The sequence below is a fragment of the Pseudomonas sp. JAI115 genome, from assembly GCF_014200835.1.
Classification (GTDB): Bacteria; Pseudomonadota; Gammaproteobacteria; order Pseudomonadales; family Pseudomonadaceae; genus Aquipseudomonas; species Aquipseudomonas putida_A.
The window spans coordinates 67391-91095 of record NZ_JACHCY010000016.1 but is presented as its reverse complement, the minus strand read 5'-3'; the positions used below and the strand labels follow the sequence as shown (position 1 = coordinate 91095).

The window sequence follows — 23705 nt, the reverse complement described above, 5'->3', positions numbered from 1 at the left end:
CTTTGCTTAAGGCCCTTTTGCATGTCCGATTCTCGTTATCAGGTCGACGTCAGTGTCGTTACCCGCTACCTGGCAGAACAATCGCAACCCGAGCACAACCGCTTCGCCTTCGCCTACACCATCACCGTGCAGAACAATGGCGAGCGCCCTGCCCAGCTGATCTCACGACATTGGGTGATTACCGACGGTGACGGGCATGTCGAAGAGGTTCGCGGCGCTGGCGTCGTCGGCCAGCAACCGCTGATCGAGGCTGGCAAAAGCCACACCTACAGCAGCGGCACGGTGATGACCACCAAGGTCGGCACCATGGAGGGCACTTACGAAATGGTCGCCGATGACGGCAAGCATTTCGACGCGATCATCAAACCTTTCCGCCTCGCCGTCCCCGGAGCCCTGCACTGATGACGACGTACGCCGTCGGCGACCTGCAAGGCTGCCTCGAACCGCTCAAATGTCTGCTCAAGCAAGTGGCTTTCGACCCGAAGCTCGATCGGCTGTGGCTGGTCGGCGACCTGGTCAACCGCGGCCCGCAATCGCTGGAGACCCTGCGTTTTCTCTATGGCATGCGCGAGTCGCTGGTCTGTGTACTCGGCAACCACGACCTGCATCTGCTGGCCGCCGCCAACAATATCGAACGGCTGAAGAAGTCCGACACCCTGCGCGAGATTCTCGAAGCCCCTGATGCTGCCGAGTTGCTCGAATGGCTGCGCCAGCAAAAGCTCATGCATTACGACGAACAACGCGAAGTAGCCATGGTGCACGCAGGCATCCCACCGCAGTGGTCCTTGCGCAAGGCCCTGAAGTACGCGGCCGAGGCCGAAGCGGCACTGCGTGACGACAACCTGTTTCCGCTGTATCTCGATGGCATGTACGGCAATGAGCCGGCGAAGTGGGACAGCGAGCTCACGGGCGTGACCCGCCTGCGCGTCATCACCAACTATTTCACCCGCATGCGCTTCTGCACCGCCGAGGGCAAGCTCGACCTCAAGAGCAAGGAAGGTCTCGCTACTGCCCCGCCGGGCTATAAGCCATGGTTCCAGCACAAAGAGCGCAAGACCCGCGGCCTGCGCATCATTTTCGGCCACTGGGCCGCGCTGGAAGGCGATGTCCGTGAACCGGGCATCTCGGCACTGGACACCGGTTGTGTCTGGGGCGGCAGCCTGACCCTGATGAACGTCGACAGCGGCGAGCGCGTGTCGTGCAAATGCGATGAACACGGCGGGCTTGCCCCCACCGTCGCACCACTTATCCCCGAAACTTCGCCAGTCAGCGCCCCGCGTTAGACTGCGCATTCTGCCGAGCTACAGGAACCCGCCATGAGCGAATTCAAACGAATCCCCCCGAAACAGGCCCAGGCCCTGCGCGAGCAAGGCGCCGTGGTGGTCGATGTACGTGATCCTGCCACTTTCGCTGCGCTGCATATCAGCGGTTCGAAGCATCTGGACAATCACTCCCTGCACGCCTTCATTCAAGGCGCCGACCTCGATGCACCGACCGTTGTCGTCTGCTACCACGGCAATTCCAGCCAGGGCGCGGCCGCCTACCTGATCAGTCAGGGTTTCTCCGACGTCTACAGCATGGACGGTGGCTTTGAGTTGTGGCGTACGACTTATCCGTCGGAAACCGCGCAAGGCGCCGCCGAATAATTTTTTTGTCACGTGCAGGCCCCGGCTGCCGCGGGCCTGCGCGGGGCAGACGAACGGTCTGCCACAACTAATTACGTATCTCGCCTTTACCTCCCGAATTCCCAACTATCCTTAAGCCCAGGCCATCCAAAACAGGGGAGAGCCGGTACACCGGCGCACGGGTCATCGGGAGTGACTTTCAAGGTTGTCGACCGCGAAAGTGTTCTGGGGGGTAAACAGGCAGCCACCACGGCTGCTTGCCAGCATCGACTGAGTGATCCGGCGTCGGCTCCACGTATCGAGCGAGGTGACGTCATGAGTATCTTTAGCCACTTCCAACAACGCTTCGAGTCCACACGCCAGGAAGAACTCTCGCTGCAGGAGTACCTGGAGCTGTGCAAAAAGGACCGCAGCGCTTACGTTTCCGCCGCCGAGCGTCTATTGATGGCCATCGGCGAACCCGAGCTGCTCGACACGTCGACCAACTCGCGGCTGTCGCGGATCTTCTCCAACAAGGTGATTCGTCGCTATCCGGCCTTTGAAGACTTCCACGGGATGGAAGAATGCATCGACCAGATCGTCTCGTATTTCCGCCATGCCGCCCAAGGCCTGGAAGAGAAGAAACAGATCCTTTACCTGCTCGGCCCCGTCGGTGGCGGTAAATCGTCCCTGGCCGAGAAGCTGAAACAGCTGATGGAAAAAGTGCCCTTCTACGCGATCAAGGGCTCGCCGGTATTCGAATCGCCTCTGGGTCTGTTCAACGCCACCGAAGATGGCGCGATCCTCGAGGAAGACTTCGGCATCCCGCGGCGCTACCTGAACACCATCATGTCGCCGTGGGCGACCAAACGCCTGGCCGAATTCGGTGGCGACATCAGCCAGTTCCGTGTGGTCAAACTGTATCCGTCGATCCTCAACCAGATCGCCGTGGCCAAGACCGAACCGGGCGACGAGAACAACCAGGACATCTCGGCGCTGGTCGGTAAGGTCGACATCCGCAAACTCGAGGAATACCCACAGAACGACGCCGACGCCTACAGCTACTCCGGTGCGCTGTGCCGGGCCAACCAGGGCCTGATGGAATTCGTCGAAATGTTCAAGGCACCGATCAAGGTGCTGCACCCATTGCTGACCGCCACGCAGGAAGGCAACTACAACAGTACCGAAGGGCTGGGGGCGATTCCGTTCACCGGGATCCTGCTCGCGCACTCCAACGAATCGGAGTGGCACACCTTCCGCAACAACAAGAACAACGAAGCGTTCATCGACCGGATCTACATCGTCAAAGTGCCGTACTGCCTACGGGTCAGCGACGAGGTGAAGATCTACGACAAATTGCTGTTCAACAGTTCGCTGGCCAAGGCCCACTGCGCCCCCGACACTCTGAAGATGCTGGCGCAGTTCACCGTGCTGTCGCGCCTCAAGGAGCCGGAAAACTCCAACATCTATTCGAAGATGCGCGTCTACGACGGGGAAAACCTGAAAGACACCGATCCGAAGGCCAAGTCGATTCAGGAATACCGCGATTCGGCGGGCGTCGACGAAGGCATGAACGGTCTCTCGACCCGTTTCGCGTTCAAGATTCTGTCCAAGGTGTTCAACTTCGATCCGCATGAAATCGCCGCCAACCCGGTGCACCTGTTGTATGTGCTGGAACAACAGATCGAGCAGGAACAGTTCCAGGCCGAGACCCGCGAGCGCTATCTGCGCTACCTCAAGGAATACCTGGCGCCGCGTTATATCGAGTTCATCGGCAAGGAGATCCAGACCGCTTATCTGGAGTCTTACAGCGAATACGGACAGAACATCTTCGACCGCTACGTGCTGTATGCGGACTTCTGGATCCAGGATCAGGAATACCGCGATCCGGAGACCGGCGAGATTCTCAACCGTGTCGCCCTGAACGAAGAGCTGGAGAAAATCGAGAAACCGGCGGGCATCAGCAATCCGAAGGATTTCCGCAACGAGATCGTCAACTTCGTATTGCGCGCTCGGGCCAACAATAACGGCAAGAACCCGACCTGGCTCAGCTACGAGAAACTGCGGGTGGTCATCGAGAAGAAAATGTTCTCGAACACCGAAGACCTGCTGCCAGTCATCAGCTTCAATGCCAAGGCCAGCAAAGAGGATCAACAGAAACACAACGACTTCGTTACTCGAATGGTCGAACGCGGCTACACCGACAAACAGGTAAGACTTCTGTCCGAATGGTACCTACGGGTCCGGAAATCGCAGTAAAACAGCTTCAAGCTACGAGCTGCAAGAAAAAAGCATGTGAACGCTGTGCTTCTACTTGCGGCTCGCAGCTCACAACTTGAAGCTGCCCGGAGGGCCACGTATGAGCTATGTGATCGACCGACGTCTCAATGGCAAGAACAAGAGCACGGTGAACCGCCAGCGCTTCCTGCGGCGTTACCGTGATCACATCAAGAAGGCTGTCGAAGAGGCAGTCAGCCGCCGTTCCATTACCGACATGGAACACGGCGAACAGATCAGTATTCCCGGTCGCGATATCGACGAACCGGTGCTTCACCACGGCCGCGGCGGCAAGCAGACCGTGGTTCATCCCGGCAACAAGGAATTCACTGCCGGCGAACACATAGCAAGGCCTCCGGGGGGCGGCGGTGGACGCGGTCCCGGCAAGGCTGGCAATTCCGGCGAGGGCATGGACGAATTCGTCTTCCAGATCACCCAGGAAGAATTCCTCGAGTTCATGTTCGAGGACCTTGAACTGCCGAATCTGGTGAAACGCAACCTGAGCGGCACCGACACTTTCAAGACCGTGCGCGCGGGGATCAGTAACGAAGGCAACCCGTCGCGGATCAATATCATCCGCACCCTGCGCTCGGCCCACGCCCGGCGCATTGCGCTGTCCGGCAGCAGCCGTGCCAAACTGCGCGAGGCCAAAGAGGAACTGGCGCGATTAAAGCGCGAAGAGCCGGACAACTTCGGCGATATTCAGGAACTGGAAGCAGAAATCGAGAAACTCAGCGCGCGCATTCACCGCGTGCCGTTCCTCGATACTTTCGACTTGAAATACAACCTGCTGATCAAGCAACCCAACCCCAGCTCGAAAGCGGTGATGTTCTGCCTGATGGACGTGTCCGGCTCGATGACCCAGGCGACCAAGGACATCGCCAAACGCTTTTTCATCCTGCTGTACCTGTTCCTCAAGCGGAACTACGACAAGATCGACGTAGTGTTCATCCGCCATCACACCAGTGCCCGGGAAGTGGACGAGGAAGAGTTCTTCTACTCGCGGGAAACCGGCGGCACCATCGTCTCCAGCGCCCTGAAGCTGATGCAGGAGATCATGGCCGAGCGCTACCCGAGCAACGAATGGAACATCTACGCCGCGCAGGCTTCCGACGGCGACAACTGGAACGATGACTCGCCGATCTGCCGCGACATCCTGATCAATCAGATCATGCCGTTTGTGCAGTACTACACTTATGTGGAGATCACCCCGCGCGAACACCAGGCCCTCTGGTACGAATACGAACGCATCGCCGAAGCCTTTTCCGACACGTTTGCCCAGCAGCAACTGGTCTCGGCCGGGGATATCTATCCGGTCTTCCGTGAACTCTTCCAGCGCAGGTTAGTGACATGACCGCCAAAGAGCAGAAACGCCAACCCATTTCCACCGGCTCCGAATGGACGTTCGAGCTGATTCAGGCCTACGACCGCGAAATCGCCCGGATTGCGGCCGGCTATGCCCTGGATACTTATCCCAACCAGATCGAAGTGATCACCGCCGAACAGATGATGGACGCCTATGCCTCGGTCGGCATGCCACTGGGCTATCACCACTGGTCCTACGGCAAACACTTCCTCAGCACCGAGAAATCCTACAGCCGCGGCCAGATGGGGCTGGCCTACGAGATCGTGATCAACTCGGATCCGTGCATTGCCTATCTGATGGAAGAAAACACCATCTGCATGCAGGCGCTGGTGGTGGCTCACGCGTGCTATGGCCACAACAGCTTCTTCAAGGGCAACTACCTGTTCCGCACCTGGACCGATGCCAGTTCGATCATCGATTACCTGGTGTTCGCCAAGCAGTACATCATGCAATGCGAGGAGCGCCACGGTATCGATGCGGTGGAGGACCTGCTCGACTCCTGCCATGCGCTGATGAATTACGGGGTCGATCGCTACAAGCGTCCGTATCCGATTTCCGCCGAGGAAGAACGCCGGCGGCAGAAGGATCGCGAAGAGCACCTGCAGAAGCAGATCAACGATCTGTGGCGCACCATCCCCAAAGGCGCGGACAAGTACAGCGACAAGGACAACGCCCGGTTCCCGGCCGAGCCGCAGGAAAACATCCTGTATTTCATCGAGAAGCACGCGCCGTTGCTGGAGCCGTGGCAACGGGAGATCGTGCGGATCGTGCGCAAGATCGCCCAGTATTTTTATCCACAGCGTCAGACGCAGGTGATGAACGAAGGCTGGGCCACCTTCTGGCACTACACCCTGATGAACGACCTGTACGACGAGGGCCTGGTGACCGACGGGTTCATGATGGAATTCCTCACCTCGCATACCAGCGTGGTGTTCCAGCCAGGCTTCGACAGCCCTTACTACAACGGGATCAACCCTTACGCACTGGGCTTCGCGATGTATCGCGACATCCGCCGCATGTGCGAAAACCCCACCGAGGAAGACCGGCGCTGGTTCCCGGACATCGCCGGATCCGATTGGCTGTCGAGCATCAAATTCGCCATGAGCAGTTTCAAGGACGAGAGTTTCATCCTCCAGTACCTGTCACCCAAGGTTATCCGCGACCTGAAGCTGTTCAGCATCCTCGATGACGACCAGAAGGACGACCTGCTAGTGCCGGCGATCCACGACGAAACCGGTTACCGGATCATCCGCGAAACCCTGGCCGCGCAGTACAACCTCGGTAACCGCGAGCCGAACGTGCAGATCTACAGCATTGACCGGCGCGGCGACCGCTCGCTGACCCTGCGTCACCAGCAACATGACCGCAAACCCTTGGGCGATTCCACCGACGAGGTACTGAAACATCTGCACCGGTTGTGGGGCTTCGACATTCACCTGGAAACCCTTCAGGGCGACCAGATCATGAAAACTCACCACGTACCGCCGCGAAGTGAACACAGCGAGGGTGATTACGGTCGACTCGACTTGGCCGTGATTCATCTCTAGATGCGGTTCTGACCTCCGAAAGTCCGACACAAGGGTTATCCTGTCGGGCTAACGGAGGTTTTTTATGCAGATTTTCAAGGTTGGCGGTGCGGTACGCGATCGCTTGCTGGGTATACCGGTCACCGACGTTGATCGGGTGGTGGTGGGCGCGACCACTGAGGAAATGCTCGCCCAGGGCTTTCGCCCCGTGGGTGCGGATTTTCCGGTATTCCTTCACCCGAAAACCGGCGAGGAATACGCCCTTGCCCGCACCGAACGCAAAAGCGGTCGCGGTTATGGCGGGTTCACTTTTCACGCAAGCCCCGAAGTCACTCTGGAAGAAGACCTGATCCGTCGTGATCTGACCATCAATGCGATAGCTGAGGACGACCAGCAGAACCTCACCGATCCCTATCATGGGCAACGCGATCTCGAAGCGCGCATCCTGCGCCACGTTTCCCCCGCATTCGCCGAAGATCCGCTCCGCGTGCTGCGCGTTGCGCGCTTTGCTGCCCGTTATGCCAGTCTTGGCTTCATTGTCGCACCAGAAACACTGGAACTGATGCGCCAGCTCAGCGAGTCCGGCGAACTGCAGGCGCTGACCGCCGAACGCAGCTGGAAAGAAATCTCCCGCGCACTGATGGAAGATCAGCCGCAGGTATTCATCCAGGTGCTGCGCGATTGCGGCGCACTGAAAGAACTGATGCCGGAAGTCGACGCGCTGTTTGGCGTGCCACAACCGGAAGTGCATCACCCGGAAATCGACACCGGCCTGCACACTCTCAGCGTTCTGGAGCAATCAGCGCTGCACAAACAACCGCTGACGGTACGCTGGGCTTGCCTGCTGCACGACCTCGGCAAAGGCCTGACGCCGGAAGAAGAGTGGCCACGACATATCGCCCATGAACACACTGGGTTGAATCTGATCAAAGCGGTCAACGAACGCTTCAAGGCACCGAAGGATTGTCAGGAGTTGGCCTTGCTTGTCGGCAAGTACCACACCCACTGTCACCGGGCGCTGGAATTGAAGGCCTCAACATTGCTGGAGCTGTTGCAGAGCTTTGATGTGTATCGACGACCGCAGCGGTTTGAAGAGTTTATCGGCGCATGCGAAATGGACGCCCGAGGCCGTAAAGGGCTGGAGCAGAGAAGTTATCCACAGGCCGATTATTTACGCGGCGCTGCCCAGGCTGCGCGGGAAGTCGCGGTGCAGCCGTTGCTGGAGAAGGGATTCAAAGGCCCGGAACTGGGCGAAGCGCTGAAGCGAGAACGACTGAAGGCGCTAAAAGCCTACAAAGACAGGGCGTCAGCCTGAAAAGCTTCGCGAGCAAGCCCGCTCCCACAAGGGGAATGCATTCCAAATGTGTGGGCTTGCTCGCGAAAGCGGCCGTTAATTCAACGTAAATCCGAAGACGTCAGTTGCTGCCCACGCCACTCAAAGGCCACCGGCGCCAACACCTGATCAATCTGCGCCTCGGCCCACAACGTCGCGAAGCTTTTCCCCACACCTGGATGCACCCGATCCGGCGCAATCAGCGACAGCGGCCACAGCACAAAGGCGTTTTTCAGGATTTCGGCACGCGGCAGAATCAAGCCGTCGAAGTTACCGGTCAGATCGCCGTACAACAGCACGTCGATATCCAGCGGCAGCCCCTTGCGATCCGGCGCATAGCGACCGTTATCGGCTTCGATGAATTTCAGGCGCCGATCCAGCTCCATCAAGGGCAGATCGGTAAACGCCGAGACCACGAAGTTGAAGAAAGGCCCGCTCTTGATCCCCACCGGCTGACTCTCGAACACCGCCGAACAGCGGATATCCACCAGAAACGTCGCCAAAGCGTCGAGCCCGGCGCACAAATGGGTTTCGCGCTCGATATTGCTACCGAGCCCGAGGTACACCTGAGTCAGCGACATCCGCGCTCGATCTCCACACCCACGCCACCCTTGGCGGCCGGCACGGCGCCCGGCTTGGTCAGTTTCAGACGAACCCAGGTGATCTTGAATTCGGCCATCAGCACTTCGACCAGGCGCTCGGCAAAGGTCTCGACCAGTTGATATTGGGATTGCTCGGCAAACGCCTGGATGCGCGTGGAAACGCTGGCGTAATCGAGCGCCAGGCTCAGGTCGTCACCGGCGGCAGCCGGGCGATTGTCCCAGGCGAAGCTCAGATCAAGACGCAGGCACTGTCGAATGCCCCGCTCCCAGTCGTAAGCACCGATCACGGTGTCGACTTCCAGGCCCTCGATAAACACTCTGTCCAAGCACTTTTCTCCGCTGCACGACAAGGGCGCAATGCGCCGTTAGAATCAGGGCGTCCTCGCCCGGAATAGTTAGCATGTTTTGGTTACTGGCGACTCTCGCCTACCTGCTCGGCTCTCTGTCCTTCGCCATTTTGCTCAGCCGCCTGACCGGAAACCCGGATCCGCGAATGAGTGGCTCGGGTAATGCCGGCGCCACCAACATGCTGCGCCTGGTCGGTCGCAAACTGGCGATCCTGACCCTGCTCGGTGATCTGTGCAAAGGCCTGGTACCGGTGCTGATCGCAGCGGCCGCTGGCCTTTCGATGCAGGATCAGGCCTGGATCGGCGTGTGCGCCGTGATCGGTCACCTGTTCCCGCTGTATTTCCGTTTTCGCGGCGGCAAAGGCGTCGCCACCGCCGCCGGCATGCTGTTGGGCCTGTATCCACCCGCCGCGCTGCTGGCGGTGTGCGCCTGGCTGCTGACGTTCTACCTGACCCGTACCAGCTCGCTGGCGGCGTTGATCGCCACGCCCCTGACCTTGCCCTTACTCGCGTGGCAAGAACCGGAAGCGCTGCTGCCGATGAGCGCGTTGACATTGCTGATCGTCTGGCGCCACCGCGGCAATCTACGCGACCTGTTTGCCGGGCGCGAACGGCATTTTTAAATACCGCTCAGCCACACCGCCAATCACAGTGCCGACAACTGCTCCATCGGCCAGCGCGCCTGCACGCTGATGGCCAGACTTTCCTGCTGACCGGCCTGCAAACGCTGGCAACCGGCAAACGCGATCATCGCGCCATTGTCGGTGCAGAACTCCGGGCGGGCGTAGAACACATCGCCCTGCATGTCGCCGAGCATCTTTTCCAGCGAAGCGCGCAAGGCCTTGTTGGCGCTGACGCCGCCAGCGATCACCAGACGCTTCATGCCCGCGTGTTTCAGGGCGCGCTTGCACTTGATGGTCAAAGTCTCCACCACGGCCTGCTGGAACGCCAGCGCGATGTCGCAACGGGCTTGCTCGCTGTCGTCCCCGGCGCTGACGCATTGCTGCCAGGTGTTGAGAGCAAAGGTCTTCAAGCCGCTGAAGCTGAAATCCAGACCCGGGCGATCACACATCGGACGCGGGAAGGTGAAACGTCCTGCAACGCCCTTCTCGGCCAGTTTGGCGATTTCCGGCCCCCCCGGATAATTGAGGCCCATCATTTTCGCGGTTTTGTCGAACGCTTCGCCGGCGGCATCGTCGAGGGTCTCGCCAAGCAGGCTGTATTGGCCAATGCCATCGACCTGAACCAGCTGCGTATGCCCACCGGACACCAACAAAGCGACGAACGGGAATTCCGGCGGTTTTGGCTCCAGCATCGGCGCCAGCAAGTGGCCCTCCATGTGGTGCACACCGAGTGCCGGAATGCCCCAGGCAAACGCCAGCGCCTGAGCGCACGAAGCACCGACCAGCAGCGCCCCGACCAGGCCTGGGCCTGCGGTGTAGGCGATCGCATCGATCTCGGTCGGCACGCAGTCAGCCTCGGCCAACACCTGACGAATCAAGGGCAGCATGCGTTTGACGTGGTCACGCGAGGCCAGCTCCGGCACCACGCCACCATAGACGCGGTGCAGGTCGATCTGACTGAACAGCGCGTCGGCCAGCAGGCCGCGCTCACTGTCGTATAATGCGACGCCGGTTTCGTCGCAGGAGGTTTCTAATCCCAGTACTAGCATGGGTTTGCGCCTTGTTTAGGCTGAATTCGAAGGCGCGCATAATAGTCGCCATGCGATGCCCCGACTAGCGGTTTTCGATCAGAGGCTTTGCATTCCGAGCGATGAGGGGTTAACATCCGCAACCCTTAAAAACCGACGTCTTCAAGTGCTCTTTTGCCGCGAGGATGTTGACCCCGGTAATGAATGAAGGTAGCTCTGGATGCCAGCCGTCAAAGTTAAAGAGAACGAACCCTTCGACGTAGCTCTGCGTCGTTTCAAGCGCTCCTGCGAAAAAGCCGGTGTACTGGCTGAAGTTCGTAGCCGCGAATTTTACGAGAAGCCAACTTCTGAGCGTAAGCGCAAAGCAGCAGCCGCTGTTAAGCGTCACGCCAAGAAAGTTCAGCGCGAACAGCGCCGCGCCGTTCGTCTGTACTAATACACAGACGATCGTAGCAAGCTTCTTGCCTAAGCCCGGCCCTCAGCCGGGCTAATGGCATTTGCGTAAAACGCTTGATGCTTCACCGTCGAAGCCGCACACGCGACCGAGACAAATCTGCTTCACGCGTCAGACCTGGCTCTTTTGCCAGCGGTGCACGTCTTTTCTGACGAGCCTTTCAAGGCTACTGACGAGCACACCCACTGATTCCTCTTACGACGATCAGCCCAAGGCACCTGCATGCGTGCCCGTTTTATTGAGCTATCCGGGGCCATTTATCGGCCGTCAGCGGATTCAGCGCAACACTTTCAAATAGTCGAAAACTGATGAGTACTAACGTCAGTGGTTTTTCGGCAGATACACTTCCCGACAGCGATCACGCAACCGAACCCGGTCGAGCCGCCCACTTTGTGCGCCTCACTCAAGACCTGCGTCCGGCCGCCCTTCGCATCGGACTCATTACAGCGCAGACGAGAACGCCATGGCCGGGCTGATTCCCCAGAGCTTTATTGACGACCTCCTGAACCGCACCGACATCGTCGACGTGGTCAGCTCGCGCGTGCAACTGAAAAAGGCCGGCAAGAACTACACCGCCTGCTGCCCGTTCCATAAAGAGAAAACCCCATCGTTCAGCGTCAGCCCGGACAAGCAGTTCTATTACTGCTTCGGTTGCGGCGCCGGTGGCAACGCCCTCGGCTTTCTCATGGACCACGACAACCTGGATTTTCCCCAGGCGGTTGAGGACCTGGCTAAAGCCGCCGGCATGGAAATCCCCCGCGAAGAAAGTGGCCGCCCGCACAAACCGCGGCAGCCAACCGATTCGCCGCTGTACCCGCTGCTCACCGCCGCCGCCGATTTCTACCGCCAGGCGCTCAAGAGTCATCCGGCGCGCAAGGCTGCGGTGGATTATCTCAAGGGCCGCGGACTGACCGGCGAGATCGCCCGGGACTTCGGTCTCGGCTTCGCGCCGCCGGGCTGGGACAACTTGTTCAAGCATTTGAGCAGCGACACTTTGCAGCAGAAGGCCATGATCGACGCCGGCCTGCTGATCGAGAACGCCGAAACCGGCAAACGCTATGACCGCTTCCGCGATCGCGTGATGTTCCCGATTCGTGATACCCGCGGCCGCATCATCGCTTTCGGTGGCCGGGTACTCGGCGACGACAAGCCGAAATACCTGAACTCGCCGGAAACCCCGGTATTTCATAAAGGCCAGGAGCTCTACGGCCTCTATGAAGCACGCAAGAACAACCGCAACCTCGACGAAATCATCGTCGTCGAGGGTTACATGGACGTCATCGCCCTCGCCCAGCAAGGTTTGCGCAATGCCGTCGCGACCCTGGGCACTGCAACCAGCGAAGAACACCTCAAGCGTCTGTTTCGGGTAGTGCCGAACGTTTTGTTCTGCTTCGACGGTGACCAGGCCGGCCGCAACGCCGCCTGGCGCGCACTGGAAGCAACATTGCCGTGCCTGCAGGACGGGCGCCGCGCGCGCTTTCTGTTTCTGCCCGAAGGCGAAGACCCGGACACCCTGGTTCGCGCCGAAGGCACTGATGCCTTCAAGGCCCGAATCAACCAACATGCGCAACCGCTGGCCGATTATTTCTTCCAGCAACTGACCGAGGAAGCCGATCCACGCTCGCTCGAAGGCAAGGCCCACATGGCCACCCTTGCCGCGCCACTGATCGACAAAGTGCCGGGCGCCAACCTGCGTATCCTGATGCGCCAGCGCCTGACCGAAATTACCGGCCTGAGCAGCGAAACCGTCAGCCAGCTTGCGCAAAGCGCGCCCCAGGAAGCGCCGCCCGCCTACGATCCGGGCATCGATTACGACGCAATGCCGGATTACAGCGACTACCATCAGCCGCAGGCACAAGACATGTATGTGCCGCAGCAGGAGTGGACGCCGAAGAAACCCGGCGCCGGCGGCAAGAAATGGGACAAGAAACCCTGGGACAAGAACGGCAAGCGTGGCGGCGATCGCGATCAACAACGCCCGCGCACGCCGATTGGCGTCGAATCGCCAACCCTGACCGCCCTGCGAACATTGCTGCATCACCCGCAACTGGCCGAGCGCGTCGAGGACGCCGGGCACATTGCGGACGAAAATCAGACCAACGCACAGTTGCTTGTGGCGCTGCTCGAAGCCGTACAGAAGAATCCCAAGCTAAACTCATTTCAGTTGATCGCGCGATGGCACGGCACTGAACAGGGTCGCTTGTTGAAAGCGCTGGCGGAAAAGGAGTGGCTGATTGACGGAGAAAACCTTGAACAACAGTTTTTCGACACCATTACTAGCTTGTCAGCCCGCCAACGCGAGCGAAATCTGGAACAGTTGCTCAGGAAAGCGCGTCAAAGCGAACTGAGCGCCGAAGAGAAAAATCAACTGCGCGACCTTTTAAGTCGCAATGTTTCCGCATCAAACCCGACCTCAACTGGCGCGTGAGGTCATAGCTCAGGTATAATCCTCGGCTTGTTTTTTGCCCGCCAAGACCTTCAGTGGATAGGGTGTTATGTCCGGAAAAGCGCAACAGCAGTCTCGTATTATTGAGTTGATCAAACTGGGTCGTGAGCAGAAGTATCTGACTTACGCCGAGGTCAACGACCACCTGCCCGAGGATATTTCAGATCCGGAGCAGGTGGAAGACATCATCCGCATGATTAACGACATGGGGATCCCCGTACACGAGAGTGCTCCGGATGCGGACGCCCTTATGTTGGCCGACGCCGATACCGACGAGGCCGCTGCGGAAGAAGCAGCCGCTGCGTTGGCAGCGGTGGAGACCGATATCGGTCGCACCACTGACCCGGTGCGCATGTACATGCGTGAAATGGGTACGGTCGAGCTTCTGACTCGTGAAGGCGAAATCGAAATCGCCAAACGTATCGAAGAAGGCATCCGTGAAGTGATGAGCGCGATCGCGCACTTCCCTGGCACGGTTGACCACATTCTCTCCGAGTACACTCGCGTCACCACCGAGGGTGGTCGCCTGTCCGACGTTCTGAGCGGTTACATCGACCCGGACGACGGCATTGCGCCGCCGGCCGCCGAAGTGCCACCGCCGATCGACGCGAAAGCCGCCAAGGCTGACGACGATACCGACGACGATGACGCCGAATCTTCGGATGACGAAGAAGAAGCCGAAAGCGGTCCGGATCCGGTCATCGCGGCCCAGCGTTTCGGCGCTGTGTCCGACCAGATGGAAATCACCCGCAAGGCCTTGAAAAAGCACGGTCGTCACAACAAGGCAGCGATTGCCGAGTTGCTGGCCCTGGCCGAGCTGTTCATGCCGATCAAACTGGTGCCGAAGCAATTCGAAGCCCTGGTCGAGCGTGTTCGCAGCGCCCTGGATCGTCTGCGTCAGCAAGAGCGCGCGATCATGCAGCTGTGTGTACGTGATGCACGTATGCCTCGCGCCGATTTCCTGCGTCAGTTCCCGGGCAATGAAGTCGACGAAAGCTGGTCCGACGCCCTGGCCAAAGGCAAGAGCAAATACGCCGAAGCCATTGGTCGCGTACAGCCGGACATCATCCGTTGCCAGCAGAAATTGATCGCGCTGGAAACCGAGACCGGCCTGACCATCGCCGAAATCAAGGACATCAACCGTCGCATGTCGATCGGTGAGGCCAAGGCCCGCCGCGCGAAGAAAGAGATGGTTGAAGCCAACTTGCGTCTGGTGATCTCGATCGCCAAGAAGTACACCAACCGCGGCCTGCAATTCCTCGATCTGATCCAGGAAGGCAACATCGGTCTGATGAAAGCGGTGGACAAGTTCGAATACCGTCGTGGTTACAAGTTCTCGACTTATGCCACCTGGTGGATCCGTCAGGCGATCACTCGCTCGATCGCCGACCAGGCCCGCACCATCCGTATTCCGGTGCACATGATCGAGACAATCAACAAGCTCAACCGCATTTCCCGCCAGATGCTGCAGGAAATGGGTCGCGAACCGACCCCGGAAGAGCTGGGCGAACGCATGGAAATGCCTGAGGACAAGATCCGCAAGGTATTGAAGATCGCTAAAGAGCCGATCTCCATGGAAACCCCGATCGGTGATGACGAAGACTCTCATCTGGGTGACTTCATCGAAGACTCGACCATGCAGTCGCCAATCGATGTTGCAACCGTTGAAAGCCTGAAAGAAGCGACCCGCGAAGTGCTGTCCGGCCTCACTGCCCGTGAAGCCAAGGTACTGCGCATGCGCTTCGGTATCGACATGAACACCGACCACACACTCGAAGAAGTGGGCAAACAGTTTGACGTAACGCGCGAGCGGATCCGTCAGATCGAAGCCAAGGCGCTGCGCAAGCTGCGCCACCCGACGCGAAGCGAGCATCTGCGCTCCTTCCTCGACGAGTGATACCAGAACCCCCGGCCCAGGCCGGGGGTTTTGTTTATGCGGCAGATTAAATCCCTCGCACCGCCCCTCCCCGGCATACCCCGTCTACACTCGAAACAATGAATCCCGTGCCATAACGAGACGGTTATGCCCAGACTGGCGCCCGTGCTTTTCTTGCTGTCACTGATGATCTGGACCGCAACGGCTGACGCGCTGACTCTGACCGATGAAGAACGTAGCTGGCTGGCGGCTCACCCGGACTTGCGCCTGGGTGTCGATGCATCGTGGCCGCCGTTCGAGTTCCGCGATGAACAGAATCGCTATCAAGGCCTGGCCGCCGACTATATCGACGTGATCCGCCAGCGCCTGTCGATCAAACTCAATCCGGTCGAGCCATCGAGCTGGACCGAAGTGCTGGCGCAGGTGAAAACCGGCAAGATCGACCTGCTGCCAGGAATCATGTCCACGCCGGAGCGCCAGAACTATCTGTCGTTCACCCGCCCCTACCTCGACTTTCCGATCGTGATTCTCGCCCATATCGGCGGCGCACAACCGCGCAAAATCGAGGACCTGTACGGTCTGAAGATCGCCGTGGTGGAGAACTACGCCCCCCACGAACTCCTGCGCACCCACCATCCCGACCTGAATCTGGTGGCTATGCCCAATGTCAGCTCGGCCTTGCAGGCCCTGGCTACCGACGAGGTAGACGCCGTGGTCGGCGATCTTGCCTCCAGCGTCTGGAGTCTGCGCCAGCTCAAGCTCGACGGTTTATACGTCAGCGGCGAAACCCCGTATCGCTATCAGCTGGCAATGGGCGTACCCCGCGACAACAAAATGCTGGTGGGTATTCTGGACAAAGTCCTGGCGGACATGAGCCCCGAGGAAATCAGCAGCATTCAGGAACATTGGGTCGGTAATGTTCTGGACCATCGGACATTCTGGTCGGATCTTCTGATCTATGGCCTTCCGGGCCTGTTGCTGCTGGTCAGCATTCTGGCGGTGGTCATTCGCATCAATCGCCGCTTGAGTTCGGAAATCGCCCGCCGCGTCGACCTAGAACAGGAATTGCGCAGCAGCGAATATCATTACCGCGGATTGGTCGAGAGCCTTTCGGCCATCGCCTGGGAAGCGCGCATGAGCGACTTTACCTACAGCTATGTGTCGCCCCATGCCGAAGATCTGCTCGGTTATCCACAGGCGCACTGGCTGATTCCGGGCTTCTGGCGCAACATCATTCACCCCGCCGACCTGACCCGCGCCCAGGCCATTTGCGATGAGGCGGTACGCGACGGACGCGATCACACCCTCGACTATCGGGTGATCACCGCTGACGGGCGCTGCCTGTGGGTGCGTGACATTGTCAGTCTGATTGAACATGGCCACGAGCCTGTGATGCGCGGGCTGATGATCGACATCAGCGAAACCAAGCGCACTGAGGAGGCGCTGCGGCTTTCGGAGCAGAAGTTCGCGTCGGTGTTCCAGCAATGCCCGGATATCCTCGTGATCGCGCGGTTGTCCGACGGCTGTCTGCTGGAGGTCAACGAAGCCTTTGAAGAGCAGATTGGCCTCAAGGCCAAGGACGTCGTCGGCCAGACCGCCACTGAACTGAATATCTGGGGCATCCCCGGGGTCGGGCCCGGGCTGTTACAGCGCTTGCAGGCCGGCAGCATCCGCAACCTGGAGATGCCCTTTCGCCGCAACAACGGCCAGGTGTTCACCGGTCTGATCTCCGCCGAGCCCTTCGACCTCGACACCACTCCGGCGCTGGTGGTGGTCGTGCGCGACATCACCCAGCTCAAGGAAACCCAACAGCAACTGCAAACCTCTGAAGAGAAGTTCGCCAAGGCCTTTCACGCCTCGCCGGACGGCTTGTTGCTGTCGCGTCAGAGCGATGGCTTGCTGCTGGAAGTCAACGAGGGCTTCAGCCGCATCACCGGGTTCAACAGCGCGATGTCGGTGGATCGCTCGGCGTTGGATCTGGGGATCTGGGTCAACCTCAACGAACGCAAGCAGATGCTCGACCTGCTGCACCGCGACGGCTTCGTACGCGATTTCACCTGCCATATCCGCCGCAGCGACGGGCAAATCCGACTGTGCGAAGTCTCCAGCCGTCCGTTGCCGATCGGCGAAGAAGACTGCATGTTGACCATTGCCCGGGACATCACCGAGCGCCATTTGATGCAGGAAAAACTGCAGCAGGCCGCCACCGTTTTCGAGAGCACCGCCGAAGGCGTGTTGATCACCGACACCCAGCAGCACATCAGCGCGGTGAACCGTGCGTTCACCGAAATCACCGGCTACAGCGAAAGCGAAGCCCTCGGTCACACCCCGCGTCTGCTCGCCTCGGGACTGCATGACAGCGCGTTTTATGCGGCAATGTGGCACCAGTTGACTGCTGAGGGACACTGGCAGGGCGAGATTTCCAACCGGCGCAAGAACGGCGAGTTGTATCCGAGCTGGCTGACCATCAGCGCCGTACGCAACCGCGACAAGTTCATCACCCACTTCGTCGCGGTGTTCGCCGATATCTCCAGCCTCAAACACGCACAAGCCAAGCTCGACTATCAGGCGCACCACGACCCGCTCACCGGCCTGCCGAATCGCACCCTGTTCGAAAGTCGCCTGCTCACCGCGCTGAACAGTCAGCAGGAAAACGGTGGTCAGGGCGCGGTGCTGTTCCTCGATCTCGACCGCTTCAAACACATCAACGACAGCCTCGGCCACCCGGTTGGCGATCTGCTGCTCAAAGGCATTGCCGTGCGTTTGAAAGAACAACTGCGTGATATCGACACCGTCGCACGACTGGGCGGTGATGAATTCATCATTCTGCTGCCGGGTCTGCAACAAGCCAGCGATGCCGACAACATCGCATTCAAACTGCTCAACTGCTTTGGCGCACCGTTTCAGGCCGGTGAGCACGAGTTCTTCATCAGCGCCAGCATCGGCACCAGCCTCTATCCACGGGATGGCTGCGATGTCGCCACCTTGGTGAAAAACGCCGACGCGGCGATGTACCGCTCCAAGGCCAAGGGCCGCAACCGCGTCGAAAGCTACACTCGCGACCTCACTGCCCAGGCCAGCGAGCGCGTGGCACTGGAGCACGAACTGCGCCGGGCCATCGAGCGCGAAGAGTTGTTCCTCTACTACCAACCGAAAATCAGCCTCGACGACCATCGCCTGGTCGGTGCCGAAGCACTGATCCGCTGGCGTCACCCGACCTTCGGCGAAGTGCCGCCGGAGCACTTCATTCCACTGGCCGAAGAGAACGGCATGATCCTGCAGATCGGCGATTGGGTGCTCGAGACCGCCTGCCGGCAGATGTTCGAGTGGAGCCAGATCTACGACAGCCTCGGCCCGCTGTCAGTCAACCTCGCCGGTGCGCAACTACGCCAGCCGAATCTGCTCGGACGCATCGAACAACTGCTCAGGGACAACCGTCTGCAGCCGGATTTACTGCAACTGGAAATTACCGAAAACTTCATCATGAGCCAAGCCGAGGAGGCCTTGGCGGTGCTGCACCAGCTCAAACACTTGGGCGTACAACTGGCGATCGACGACTTCGGCACCGGTTATTCTTCGCTCAGTTACCTCAAACGCCTGCCGCTGGACATCCTCAAGATCGACCAGTCCTTTGTTCGCGGACTGCCCGATGACCCGCACGACGCGGCGATTGTCCGCGCGATCATCGCTCTGGGCCGGAGCATGCAATTCACCGTGATCGCCGAAGGCGTCGAGACCCAGGCCCAGCAACAATTCCTCGCCGCCGAAGGTTGCGAACAGATCCAGGGCTACATCGTCAGCCTGCCACTGCCCCCGGAAGAATTCGCCGCAACGTTTCTTCGTGTAACCGTATCGGATTATTCGGATAGCACAGCCGCCAAACCGTCGCTATAATCCGCGGCCTACTGAGGGCCTATAGCTCAGTTGGTTAGAGCAGAGGACTCATAATCCTTTGGTCCACGGTTCAAGTCCGTGTGGGCCCACCACATTTGAAAGCCGCGCTACATGCGCGGCTTTTTCTTGGGCGATCAGTTGAGGGGACAATCTTTGCGAGCGCAATGTTCGGAAGACCTCCCCGAAGGCTGTAGGAATGTTCCAAAGTTATGTTTTCTCCCCTCCCCGCGCCTTGTTGACTGTTTCCCCAGACAAGTAATCTCCGGACGCCACTGCCCGTCCAGGATTGTTTTTATGCTTGTGAATGCTGCGCCACTGATAAAGGAAGCAGCCGATCAACAAACCTGGATCGACCTTGCTCTACCCGATCTGAGAACGTTATCGCGAGAGCTTCGGTCAGCTGCAATAGAAGAAATAAAGAGGGCTGACGACGCAGAAGGCGCCCTCAAAATCCTCTTGGATCACTTCGGATTCTTCGACGACTCCGTATTGGCGGTTACCATCCTCACGCCTATTGGAAACGTTGCAGTCATGCGAGACAAACTGGCCCATATAGTCGAGAAACGTCCAGACTCCCGAGAACGCTATGTTCGGCATGCCATCGACACGCTGGCGGGACCATTCGAAGTATGGAAAGTCCTCTACGATAATGGCGGTTTCCGATTGGCATTCATCAACGCCTATGAGGCAAAAAACGACATGCTCGTCGTGGTCGATGTGCGGAACGGGCACGTCCTCTGGAATTTCATGCACGCTCCGTCAAGAGCAATGAACAAGCACCGCCATGGCGATCTTTTGTACAAGCGGTACATTCTTGAAGACAAAGAAAAGGGCAGCCATTTGGCTGCCCTTGATATTTAAATCCTGATATTTGCATCCTCAGGAAATGGGATGAAGAGGTCTCACCTTACACCGATGTTGCAGCATCGCTGAGGTACCTACGTCCGCTAAAGCCCTGCAAGGCAGCAGATTTCGCGCTCTTGTTGGCATTCTTGATAAATAGGCCCGGCAAGTCAAACCAAATATTTGATGTTTGTTTTGGCGCAACAATTGCCTCCACGCATAAGTGACGTGTTCAGTCATCGCCAGCAGCGTGTCGCTGATAGTGCCTGTAACATGCAAACTCATCCGCCCTCGACAGTCACGGAGCCGACCCTTGCCCGACACCCGCCCACCCGCCCTCGACGAAATCGACCGCCGGCTGATCGCCGCCCTGCAAATCAACGCCCGCGAAAGCGTGGCCATGCTTGCCCGGCAGCTGGGCATTGCGCGGACCACCGTCACATCGCGGTTGGCGCGGCTGGAGAGGGCCAAGGTGATCACCGGTTATGGCGTACGTTTGGGGCAGCGCGTGGTCGATGGCGGGTTGCAGGCGTATGTCGGGATCAAGGTGCAGCCGCGCTCCGGCAAAGAGGTATTGCGCCGGTTGAGCGCGATGGCGCAGGTGCAGCAGTTGTGTGCGGTGAGTGGCGAATTTGATTATGTGGCGTGGTTGCGCACCGACTCGCCGGAGCAACTGGATCAATTGCTGGATCAGATCGGCAGTGTGGACGGGGTGGAGAAGACCACGACCTCGATCATTTTGAGCAGCAAGATTGATCGGGGGCAGCCGGTTTGAGCGCTGGTGAGCTTGATGGCCTCATCGCGAGCAGGCTCACTCCTATATTTGGTCGGAATGTAGTCATTAATCGTCATATTGATAAATTAACTGGCAAAACGACGACACTTTGCGTCTTATTAACGTGTCCTACGCTCCCTAGAATGGCTGGCATCTTTTCCTATACTCAGACGCGCATCCTGCGTCGGGTCGCCAGCAAGGTCAGCCATGAACAAGAACAATCGCCATCCTGCAGACGGTAAGAAACCCGTCACCATTTTCGGCCCGGACTTTCCGTTCGCCTTCGACGACTGGATCGAACACCCGGCCGGTCTCGGCAGCATTCCTGAACACCATCACGGCGCTGAAGTGGCGATTGTCGGCGCGGGTATCGCGGGTCTGGTGGCCGCCTACGAACTGATGAAGCTCGGCTTGAAGCCGGTGGTGTACGAGGCCTCGAAACTGGGTGGCCGCCTGCGTTCGCAAGCGTTCAACGGCACCGACGGCATCGTCGCGGAACTGGGCGGCATGCGTTTCCCGGTGTCCTCTACTGCGTTCTACCACTACGTCGATAAGCTCGGTCTCGAGACCAAACCTTTCCCGAACCCGCTGACGCCGGCTTCCGGCAGCACCGTGATCGATCTGGAAGGCAAAACCCATTACGCACAAAGCCTGAAGGATCTTCCTGCACTGTTCCAGGAAGTGGCTGACGCCTGGGCGGATGCGCTGGAGGCTGGCTCGCAGTTCGCTGATATCCAGCAAGCGATCCGTGAGCGCGACGTACCACGCCTCAAAGAACTCTGGAACAAACTCGTTCCGCTGTGGGACGACCGCACGTTCTACGACTTCGTTGCCACTTCCAAAGCCTTCGCCAAACTCTCGTTCCATCACCGCGAAGTGTTCGGTCAGGTCGGTTTCGGTACCGGCGGCTGGGACTCGGACTTCCCCAATTCGATGCTGGAAATCTTCCGCGTGGTGATGACCAACTGCGACGATCACCAGCACCTGGTGGTGGGCGGTGTGGAGCAAGTGCCGCAAGGCATCTGGCGCCATGTGCCGGAGCGCTGCGTGCACTGGCCTGAAGGCACCAGTCTGAAATCCCTGCACCGTGGCGCGCCACGTTCCGGCGTGAAGAAAATCGCTCACGCGCCGGACGGCCGTTTCGCCGTCACCGACAACAACGGCGACACCCGCGAGTACGCCGCCGTGCTGACCACCTGCCAGAGCTGGCTGCTGACCACCCAGATCGAATGCGACGAAACCCTGTTCTCGCAGAAGATGTGGATGGCGCTGGATCGCACGCGCTACATGCAGTCGTCGAAGACCTTCGTGATGGTCGACCGGCCATTCTGGAAGGACAAGGACCCGGAAACCGGTCGCGACCTGATGAGCATGACCCTCACCGATCGCCTGACCCGCGGCACCTATCTGTTCGACAACGGTGACGACAAGCCGGGAGTGATCTGCCTGTCCTACTCGTGGATGAGCGACGCGCTGAAGATGCTGCCGCACCCGGTGGAAAAACGCGTAGAGCTGGCGTTGAACGCGCTGAAGAAGATCTACCCGAAAGTCGATATCGCCGCGCGGATCATCGGCGATCCGATCACCGTGTCGTGGGAAGCCGACCCGTACTTCCTCGGCGCATTCAAAGGCGCCCTGCCCGGCCACTATCGCTACAACCAGCGCATGTACGCGCACTTCATGCAGGACGAGATGCCAGCCGAGCAGCGCGGGATTTTCATCGCCGGTGACGACGTATCGTGGACCCCGGCGTGGGTCGAAGGCGCGGTGCAAACTTCACTCAACGCGGTGTGGGGGATCATGAAGCATTTCGGCGGTTCGACACATAAAGAGAACCCGGGCCCGGGTGATGTGTTCAAAGACATCGGCCCTATCGCCCTGCCCGAGTAAGAGGATTCCCCGATGCGTGTAGCCCTTTACCAATGCCCACCGCTGCCCCTGGACCCCGCCGCCAACCTGCATCGCCTGCAGCAACTGGCGATGGAGGCCAAGGGTGCCGACCTGCTGGTGCTGCCGGAAATGTTTCTGACCGGCTACAACATCGGCAAGGAAGCGGTCAGCACCTTGGCCGAGGTCTACAACGGCGAATGGGCGCAACAGATCGGTCGAATCGCCAAAGCCGCCGGGCTGGCGATTGCTTACGGTTACCCCGAGCGCACCGCCGACGGGCAGATCTACAACGCCGTGCAGTTGATCGACGCGCACGGCGAGCGCCTGTGCAATTATCGCAAGACCCATCTGTTCGGCGATCTCGATCGATCGATGTTCAGCCCCGGCGAAGATGATTTTCCGGTGGTTGAACTCAACGGCTGGAAGCTCGGTTTTCTGATCTGCTACGACCTAGAGTTTCCGGAGAACGCGCGACGTCTGGCGCTGGCCGGTGCCGAGCTGATTCTGGTGCCGACGGCAAACATGATTCCGTTCGATTTCGTCGCTGACGTTACCGTGCGTTCCCGTGCCTTCGAAAACCAGTGTTACGTGGCGTACGCCAATTATTGCGGGCAGGAAGGCGAGATCCACTATTGCGGACAAAGCAGCATCGCCGCGCCGGACGGCAGCCGTATCGCCCAGGCCGGACTCGATGAAGCATTGATCGTCGGTGAGCTGGATCGACAGTTGATGGCCGATTCCCGCGCCGCCAATCGCTACCTCAACGACCGTCGTCCCGAGCTTTACCATGCGTTGAACAAGCGCTGACCCCACCCAATCCG

19 protein-coding genes and 1 tRNA gene are annotated in these 23705 nt (G+C 59.2%); 17 read left to right on the top strand and 3 right to left on the bottom strand.

The features are described from left to right. Positions 1–21: 21 nt before the first annotated feature. From apaG to HDC30_RS24890, 7 genes are all read left to right on the top strand, one after another. Positions 22–402 carry a Co2+/Mg2+ efflux protein ApaG gene (gene apaG, locus HDC30_RS24920; RefSeq protein ID WP_183785565.1) on the top strand — a complete coding sequence of 127 codons (381 nt, stop codon included), beginning with the start codon at positions 22–24 and terminating at the stop codon, positions 400–402. After that, positions 402–1283, top strand: coding sequence for a symmetrical bis(5'-nucleosyl)-tetraphosphatase (locus tag HDC30_RS24915; RefSeq protein WP_183785563.1), 882 nt, complete (start codon positions 402–404; stop codon positions 1281–1283). Before apaG ends, HDC30_RS24915 begins: the two co-directional genes overlap by 1 nt. Before the next feature lie 33 nt (positions 1284–1316). Beyond that, entirely contained in the window at positions 1317–1646 is a 330-nt protein-coding gene (gene glpE, locus HDC30_RS24910) for a thiosulfate sulfurtransferase GlpE (protein ID WP_183785561.1), read from the top strand. 294 nt (positions 1647–1940) lie between these two features. Continuing rightward, positions 1941–3863, top strand: a complete 1923-nt coding sequence (locus HDC30_RS24905) for a PrkA family serine protein kinase (protein ID WP_003228848.1) — start codon at positions 1941–1943, stop codon at positions 3861–3863. 100 nt (positions 3864–3963) lie between these two features. Beyond that, positions 3964–5235, top strand: a complete 1272-nt coding sequence (locus tag HDC30_RS24900) for a YeaH/YhbH family protein (RefSeq protein WP_003228849.1) — start codon at positions 3964–3966, stop codon at positions 5233–5235. Continuing rightward, positions 5232–6794, top strand: coding sequence for a SpoVR family protein (locus HDC30_RS24895; protein ID WP_027610714.1), 1563 nt, complete (start codon positions 5232–5234; stop codon positions 6792–6794). The genes HDC30_RS24900 and HDC30_RS24895 overlap by 4 nt, the downstream gene beginning before the upstream one ends. A 64-nt stretch (positions 6795–6858) precedes the next feature. Beyond that, positions 6859–8088 (top strand): multifunctional CCA addition/repair protein, encoded by a 1230-nt coding sequence (locus HDC30_RS24890; protein ID WP_183785559.1) that lies wholly within the window; start codon positions 6859–6861, stop codon positions 8086–8088. An 80-nt stretch (positions 8089–8168) separates the two neighbouring features. On the opposite strand, the gene folK is transcribed toward HDC30_RS24890, so the two are convergent. After that, the gene (gene folK / locus HDC30_RS24885) at positions 8169–8687 is read right to left on the bottom strand and encodes a 2-amino-4-hydroxy-6-hydroxymethyldihydropteridine diphosphokinase (RefSeq protein WP_183785557.1); all 519 of its coding nucleotides are present in this window, start codon (positions 8685–8687) and stop codon (positions 8169–8171) included. Beyond that, positions 8678–9034: a dihydroneopterin aldolase gene (folB, locus tag HDC30_RS24880; protein ID WP_183785555.1), complete on the bottom strand. Its 357-nt coding sequence runs from the start codon at positions 9032–9034 to the stop codon at positions 8678–8680. Before folB ends, folK begins: the two co-directional genes overlap by 10 nt. A gap of 74 nt (positions 9035–9108) precedes the next feature. Here folB and plsY point away from each other — a divergent pair, with 74 nt between their 5' ends. Continuing rightward, positions 9109–9678, top strand: coding sequence for a glycerol-3-phosphate 1-O-acyltransferase PlsY (plsY, locus tag HDC30_RS24875; RefSeq protein WP_115988769.1), 570 nt, complete (start codon positions 9109–9111; stop codon positions 9676–9678). 23 nt (positions 9679–9701) lie between these two features. On the opposite strand, the gene tsaD is transcribed toward plsY, so the two are convergent. After that, a complete protein-coding gene (tsaD, locus tag HDC30_RS24870) occupies positions 9702–10727 on the bottom strand; it encodes a tRNA (adenosine(37)-N6)-threonylcarbamoyltransferase complex transferase subunit TsaD (RefSeq protein ID WP_047596441.1) in 1026 nt (341 codons plus the stop codon). A 199-nt stretch (positions 10728–10926) separates the two neighbouring features. Here tsaD and rpsU point away from each other — a divergent pair, with 199 nt between their 5' ends. The 9 genes from rpsU (at position 10927) to HDC30_RS24825 (ending at position 23691) form a co-directional block, all read left to right on the top strand. Then, positions 10927–11142 (top strand): 30S ribosomal protein S21, encoded by a 216-nt coding sequence (gene rpsU, locus HDC30_RS24865; RefSeq protein WP_002551877.1) that lies wholly within the window; start codon positions 10927–10929, stop codon positions 11140–11142. Between the two features lie 481 nt (positions 11143–11623). Next, entirely contained in the window at positions 11624–13588 is a 1965-nt protein-coding gene (gene dnaG / locus HDC30_RS24860; protein WP_007966496.1) for a DNA primase, read from the top strand. A gap of 67 nt (positions 13589–13655) precedes the next feature. Continuing rightward, a complete protein-coding gene (gene rpoD, locus HDC30_RS24855; RefSeq protein ID WP_027610709.1) occupies positions 13656–15503 on the top strand; it encodes an RNA polymerase sigma factor RpoD in 1848 nt (615 codons plus the stop codon). A gap of 126 nt (positions 15504–15629) precedes the next feature. Beyond that, a complete protein-coding gene (locus HDC30_RS24850) occupies positions 15630–19376 on the top strand; it encodes a bifunctional diguanylate cyclase/phosphodiesterase (protein ID WP_027610708.1) in 3747 nt (1248 codons plus the stop codon). 15 nt (positions 19377–19391) lie between these two features. After that, a tRNA-Ile gene (locus tag HDC30_RS24845) sits at positions 19392–19468 on the top strand. 202 nt (positions 19469–19670) lie between these two features. Beyond that, a complete protein-coding gene (locus tag HDC30_RS24840; protein ID WP_027610707.1) occupies positions 19671–20237 on the top strand; it encodes a PBECR2 nuclease fold domain-containing protein in 567 nt (188 codons plus the stop codon). Positions 20238–20532: 295 nt separating this feature from the next. Then, positions 20533–20994: an Lrp/AsnC family transcriptional regulator gene (locus tag HDC30_RS24835; protein ID WP_115988767.1), complete on the top strand. Its 462-nt coding sequence runs from the start codon at positions 20533–20535 to the stop codon at positions 20992–20994. Positions 20995–21201: 207 nt separating this feature from the next. Further along, the gene (locus HDC30_RS24830) at positions 21202–22884 is read left to right on the top strand and encodes an NAD(P)/FAD-dependent oxidoreductase (RefSeq protein ID WP_097089118.1); all 1683 of its coding nucleotides are present in this window, start codon (positions 21202–21204) and stop codon (positions 22882–22884) included. Positions 22885–22896: 12 nt separating this feature from the next. Further along, on the top strand, positions 22897–23691 hold the full coding sequence (locus HDC30_RS24825; RefSeq protein WP_097089115.1) for a carbon-nitrogen hydrolase family protein: 795 nt from the start codon (positions 22897–22899) through the stop codon (positions 23689–23691). The last annotated feature ends 14 nt before the right edge of the window (positions 23692–23705 follow it).

What these genes read in the sequence shown, in the direction of transcription:
- apaG (WP_183785565.1), top strand. Translation starts at nt 22, where the DNA reads ATGTCCGATTCTCGTTATCAGGTCGACGTCAGTGTCGTTACCCGCTAC.
- HDC30_RS24915 (WP_183785563.1), top strand. Translation starts at nt 402, where the DNA reads ATGACGACGTACGCCGTCGGCGACCTGCAAGGCTGCCTCGAACCGCTC.
- glpE (WP_183785561.1), top strand. Translation starts at nt 1,317, where the DNA reads ATGAGCGAATTCAAACGAATCCCCCCGAAACAGGCCCAGGCCCTGCGC.
- HDC30_RS24905 (WP_003228848.1), top strand. Translation starts at nt 1,941, where the DNA reads ATGAGTATCTTTAGCCACTTCCAACAACGCTTCGAGTCCACACGCCAG.
- HDC30_RS24900 (WP_003228849.1), top strand. Translation starts at nt 3,964, where the DNA reads ATGAGCTATGTGATCGACCGACGTCTCAATGGCAAGAACAAGAGCACG.
- HDC30_RS24895 (WP_027610714.1), top strand. Translation starts at nt 5,232, where the DNA reads ATGACCGCCAAAGAGCAGAAACGCCAACCCATTTCCACCGGCTCCGAA.
- HDC30_RS24890 (WP_183785559.1), top strand. Translation starts at nt 6,859, where the DNA reads ATGCAGATTTTCAAGGTTGGCGGTGCGGTACGCGATCGCTTGCTGGGT.
- folK (WP_183785557.1), bottom strand. Translation starts at nt 8,687, where the DNA reads ATGTCGCTGACTCAGGTGTACCTCGGGCTCGGTAGCAATATCGAGCGC.
- plsY (WP_115988769.1), top strand. Translation starts at nt 9,109, where the DNA reads ATGTTTTGGTTACTGGCGACTCTCGCCTACCTGCTCGGCTCTCTGTCC.
- tsaD (WP_047596441.1), bottom strand. Translation starts at nt 10,727, where the DNA reads ATGCTAGTACTGGGATTAGAAACCTCCTGCGACGAAACCGGCGTCGCA.
- rpsU (WP_002551877.1), top strand. Translation starts at nt 10,927, where the DNA reads ATGCCAGCCGTCAAAGTTAAAGAGAACGAACCCTTCGACGTAGCTCTG.
- dnaG (WP_007966496.1), top strand. Translation starts at nt 11,624, where the DNA reads ATGGCCGGGCTGATTCCCCAGAGCTTTATTGACGACCTCCTGAACCGC.
- rpoD (WP_027610709.1), top strand. Translation starts at nt 13,656, where the DNA reads ATGTCCGGAAAAGCGCAACAGCAGTCTCGTATTATTGAGTTGATCAAA.
- HDC30_RS24850 (WP_027610708.1), top strand. Translation starts at nt 15,630, where the DNA reads ATGCCCAGACTGGCGCCCGTGCTTTTCTTGCTGTCACTGATGATCTGG.
- HDC30_RS24840 (WP_027610707.1), top strand. Translation starts at nt 19,671, where the DNA reads ATGCTTGTGAATGCTGCGCCACTGATAAAGGAAGCAGCCGATCAACAA.
- HDC30_RS24830 (WP_097089118.1), top strand. Translation starts at nt 21,202, where the DNA reads ATGAACAAGAACAATCGCCATCCTGCAGACGGTAAGAAACCCGTCACC.
- HDC30_RS24825 (WP_097089115.1), top strand. Translation starts at nt 22,897, where the DNA reads ATGCGTGTAGCCCTTTACCAATGCCCACCGCTGCCCCTGGACCCCGCC.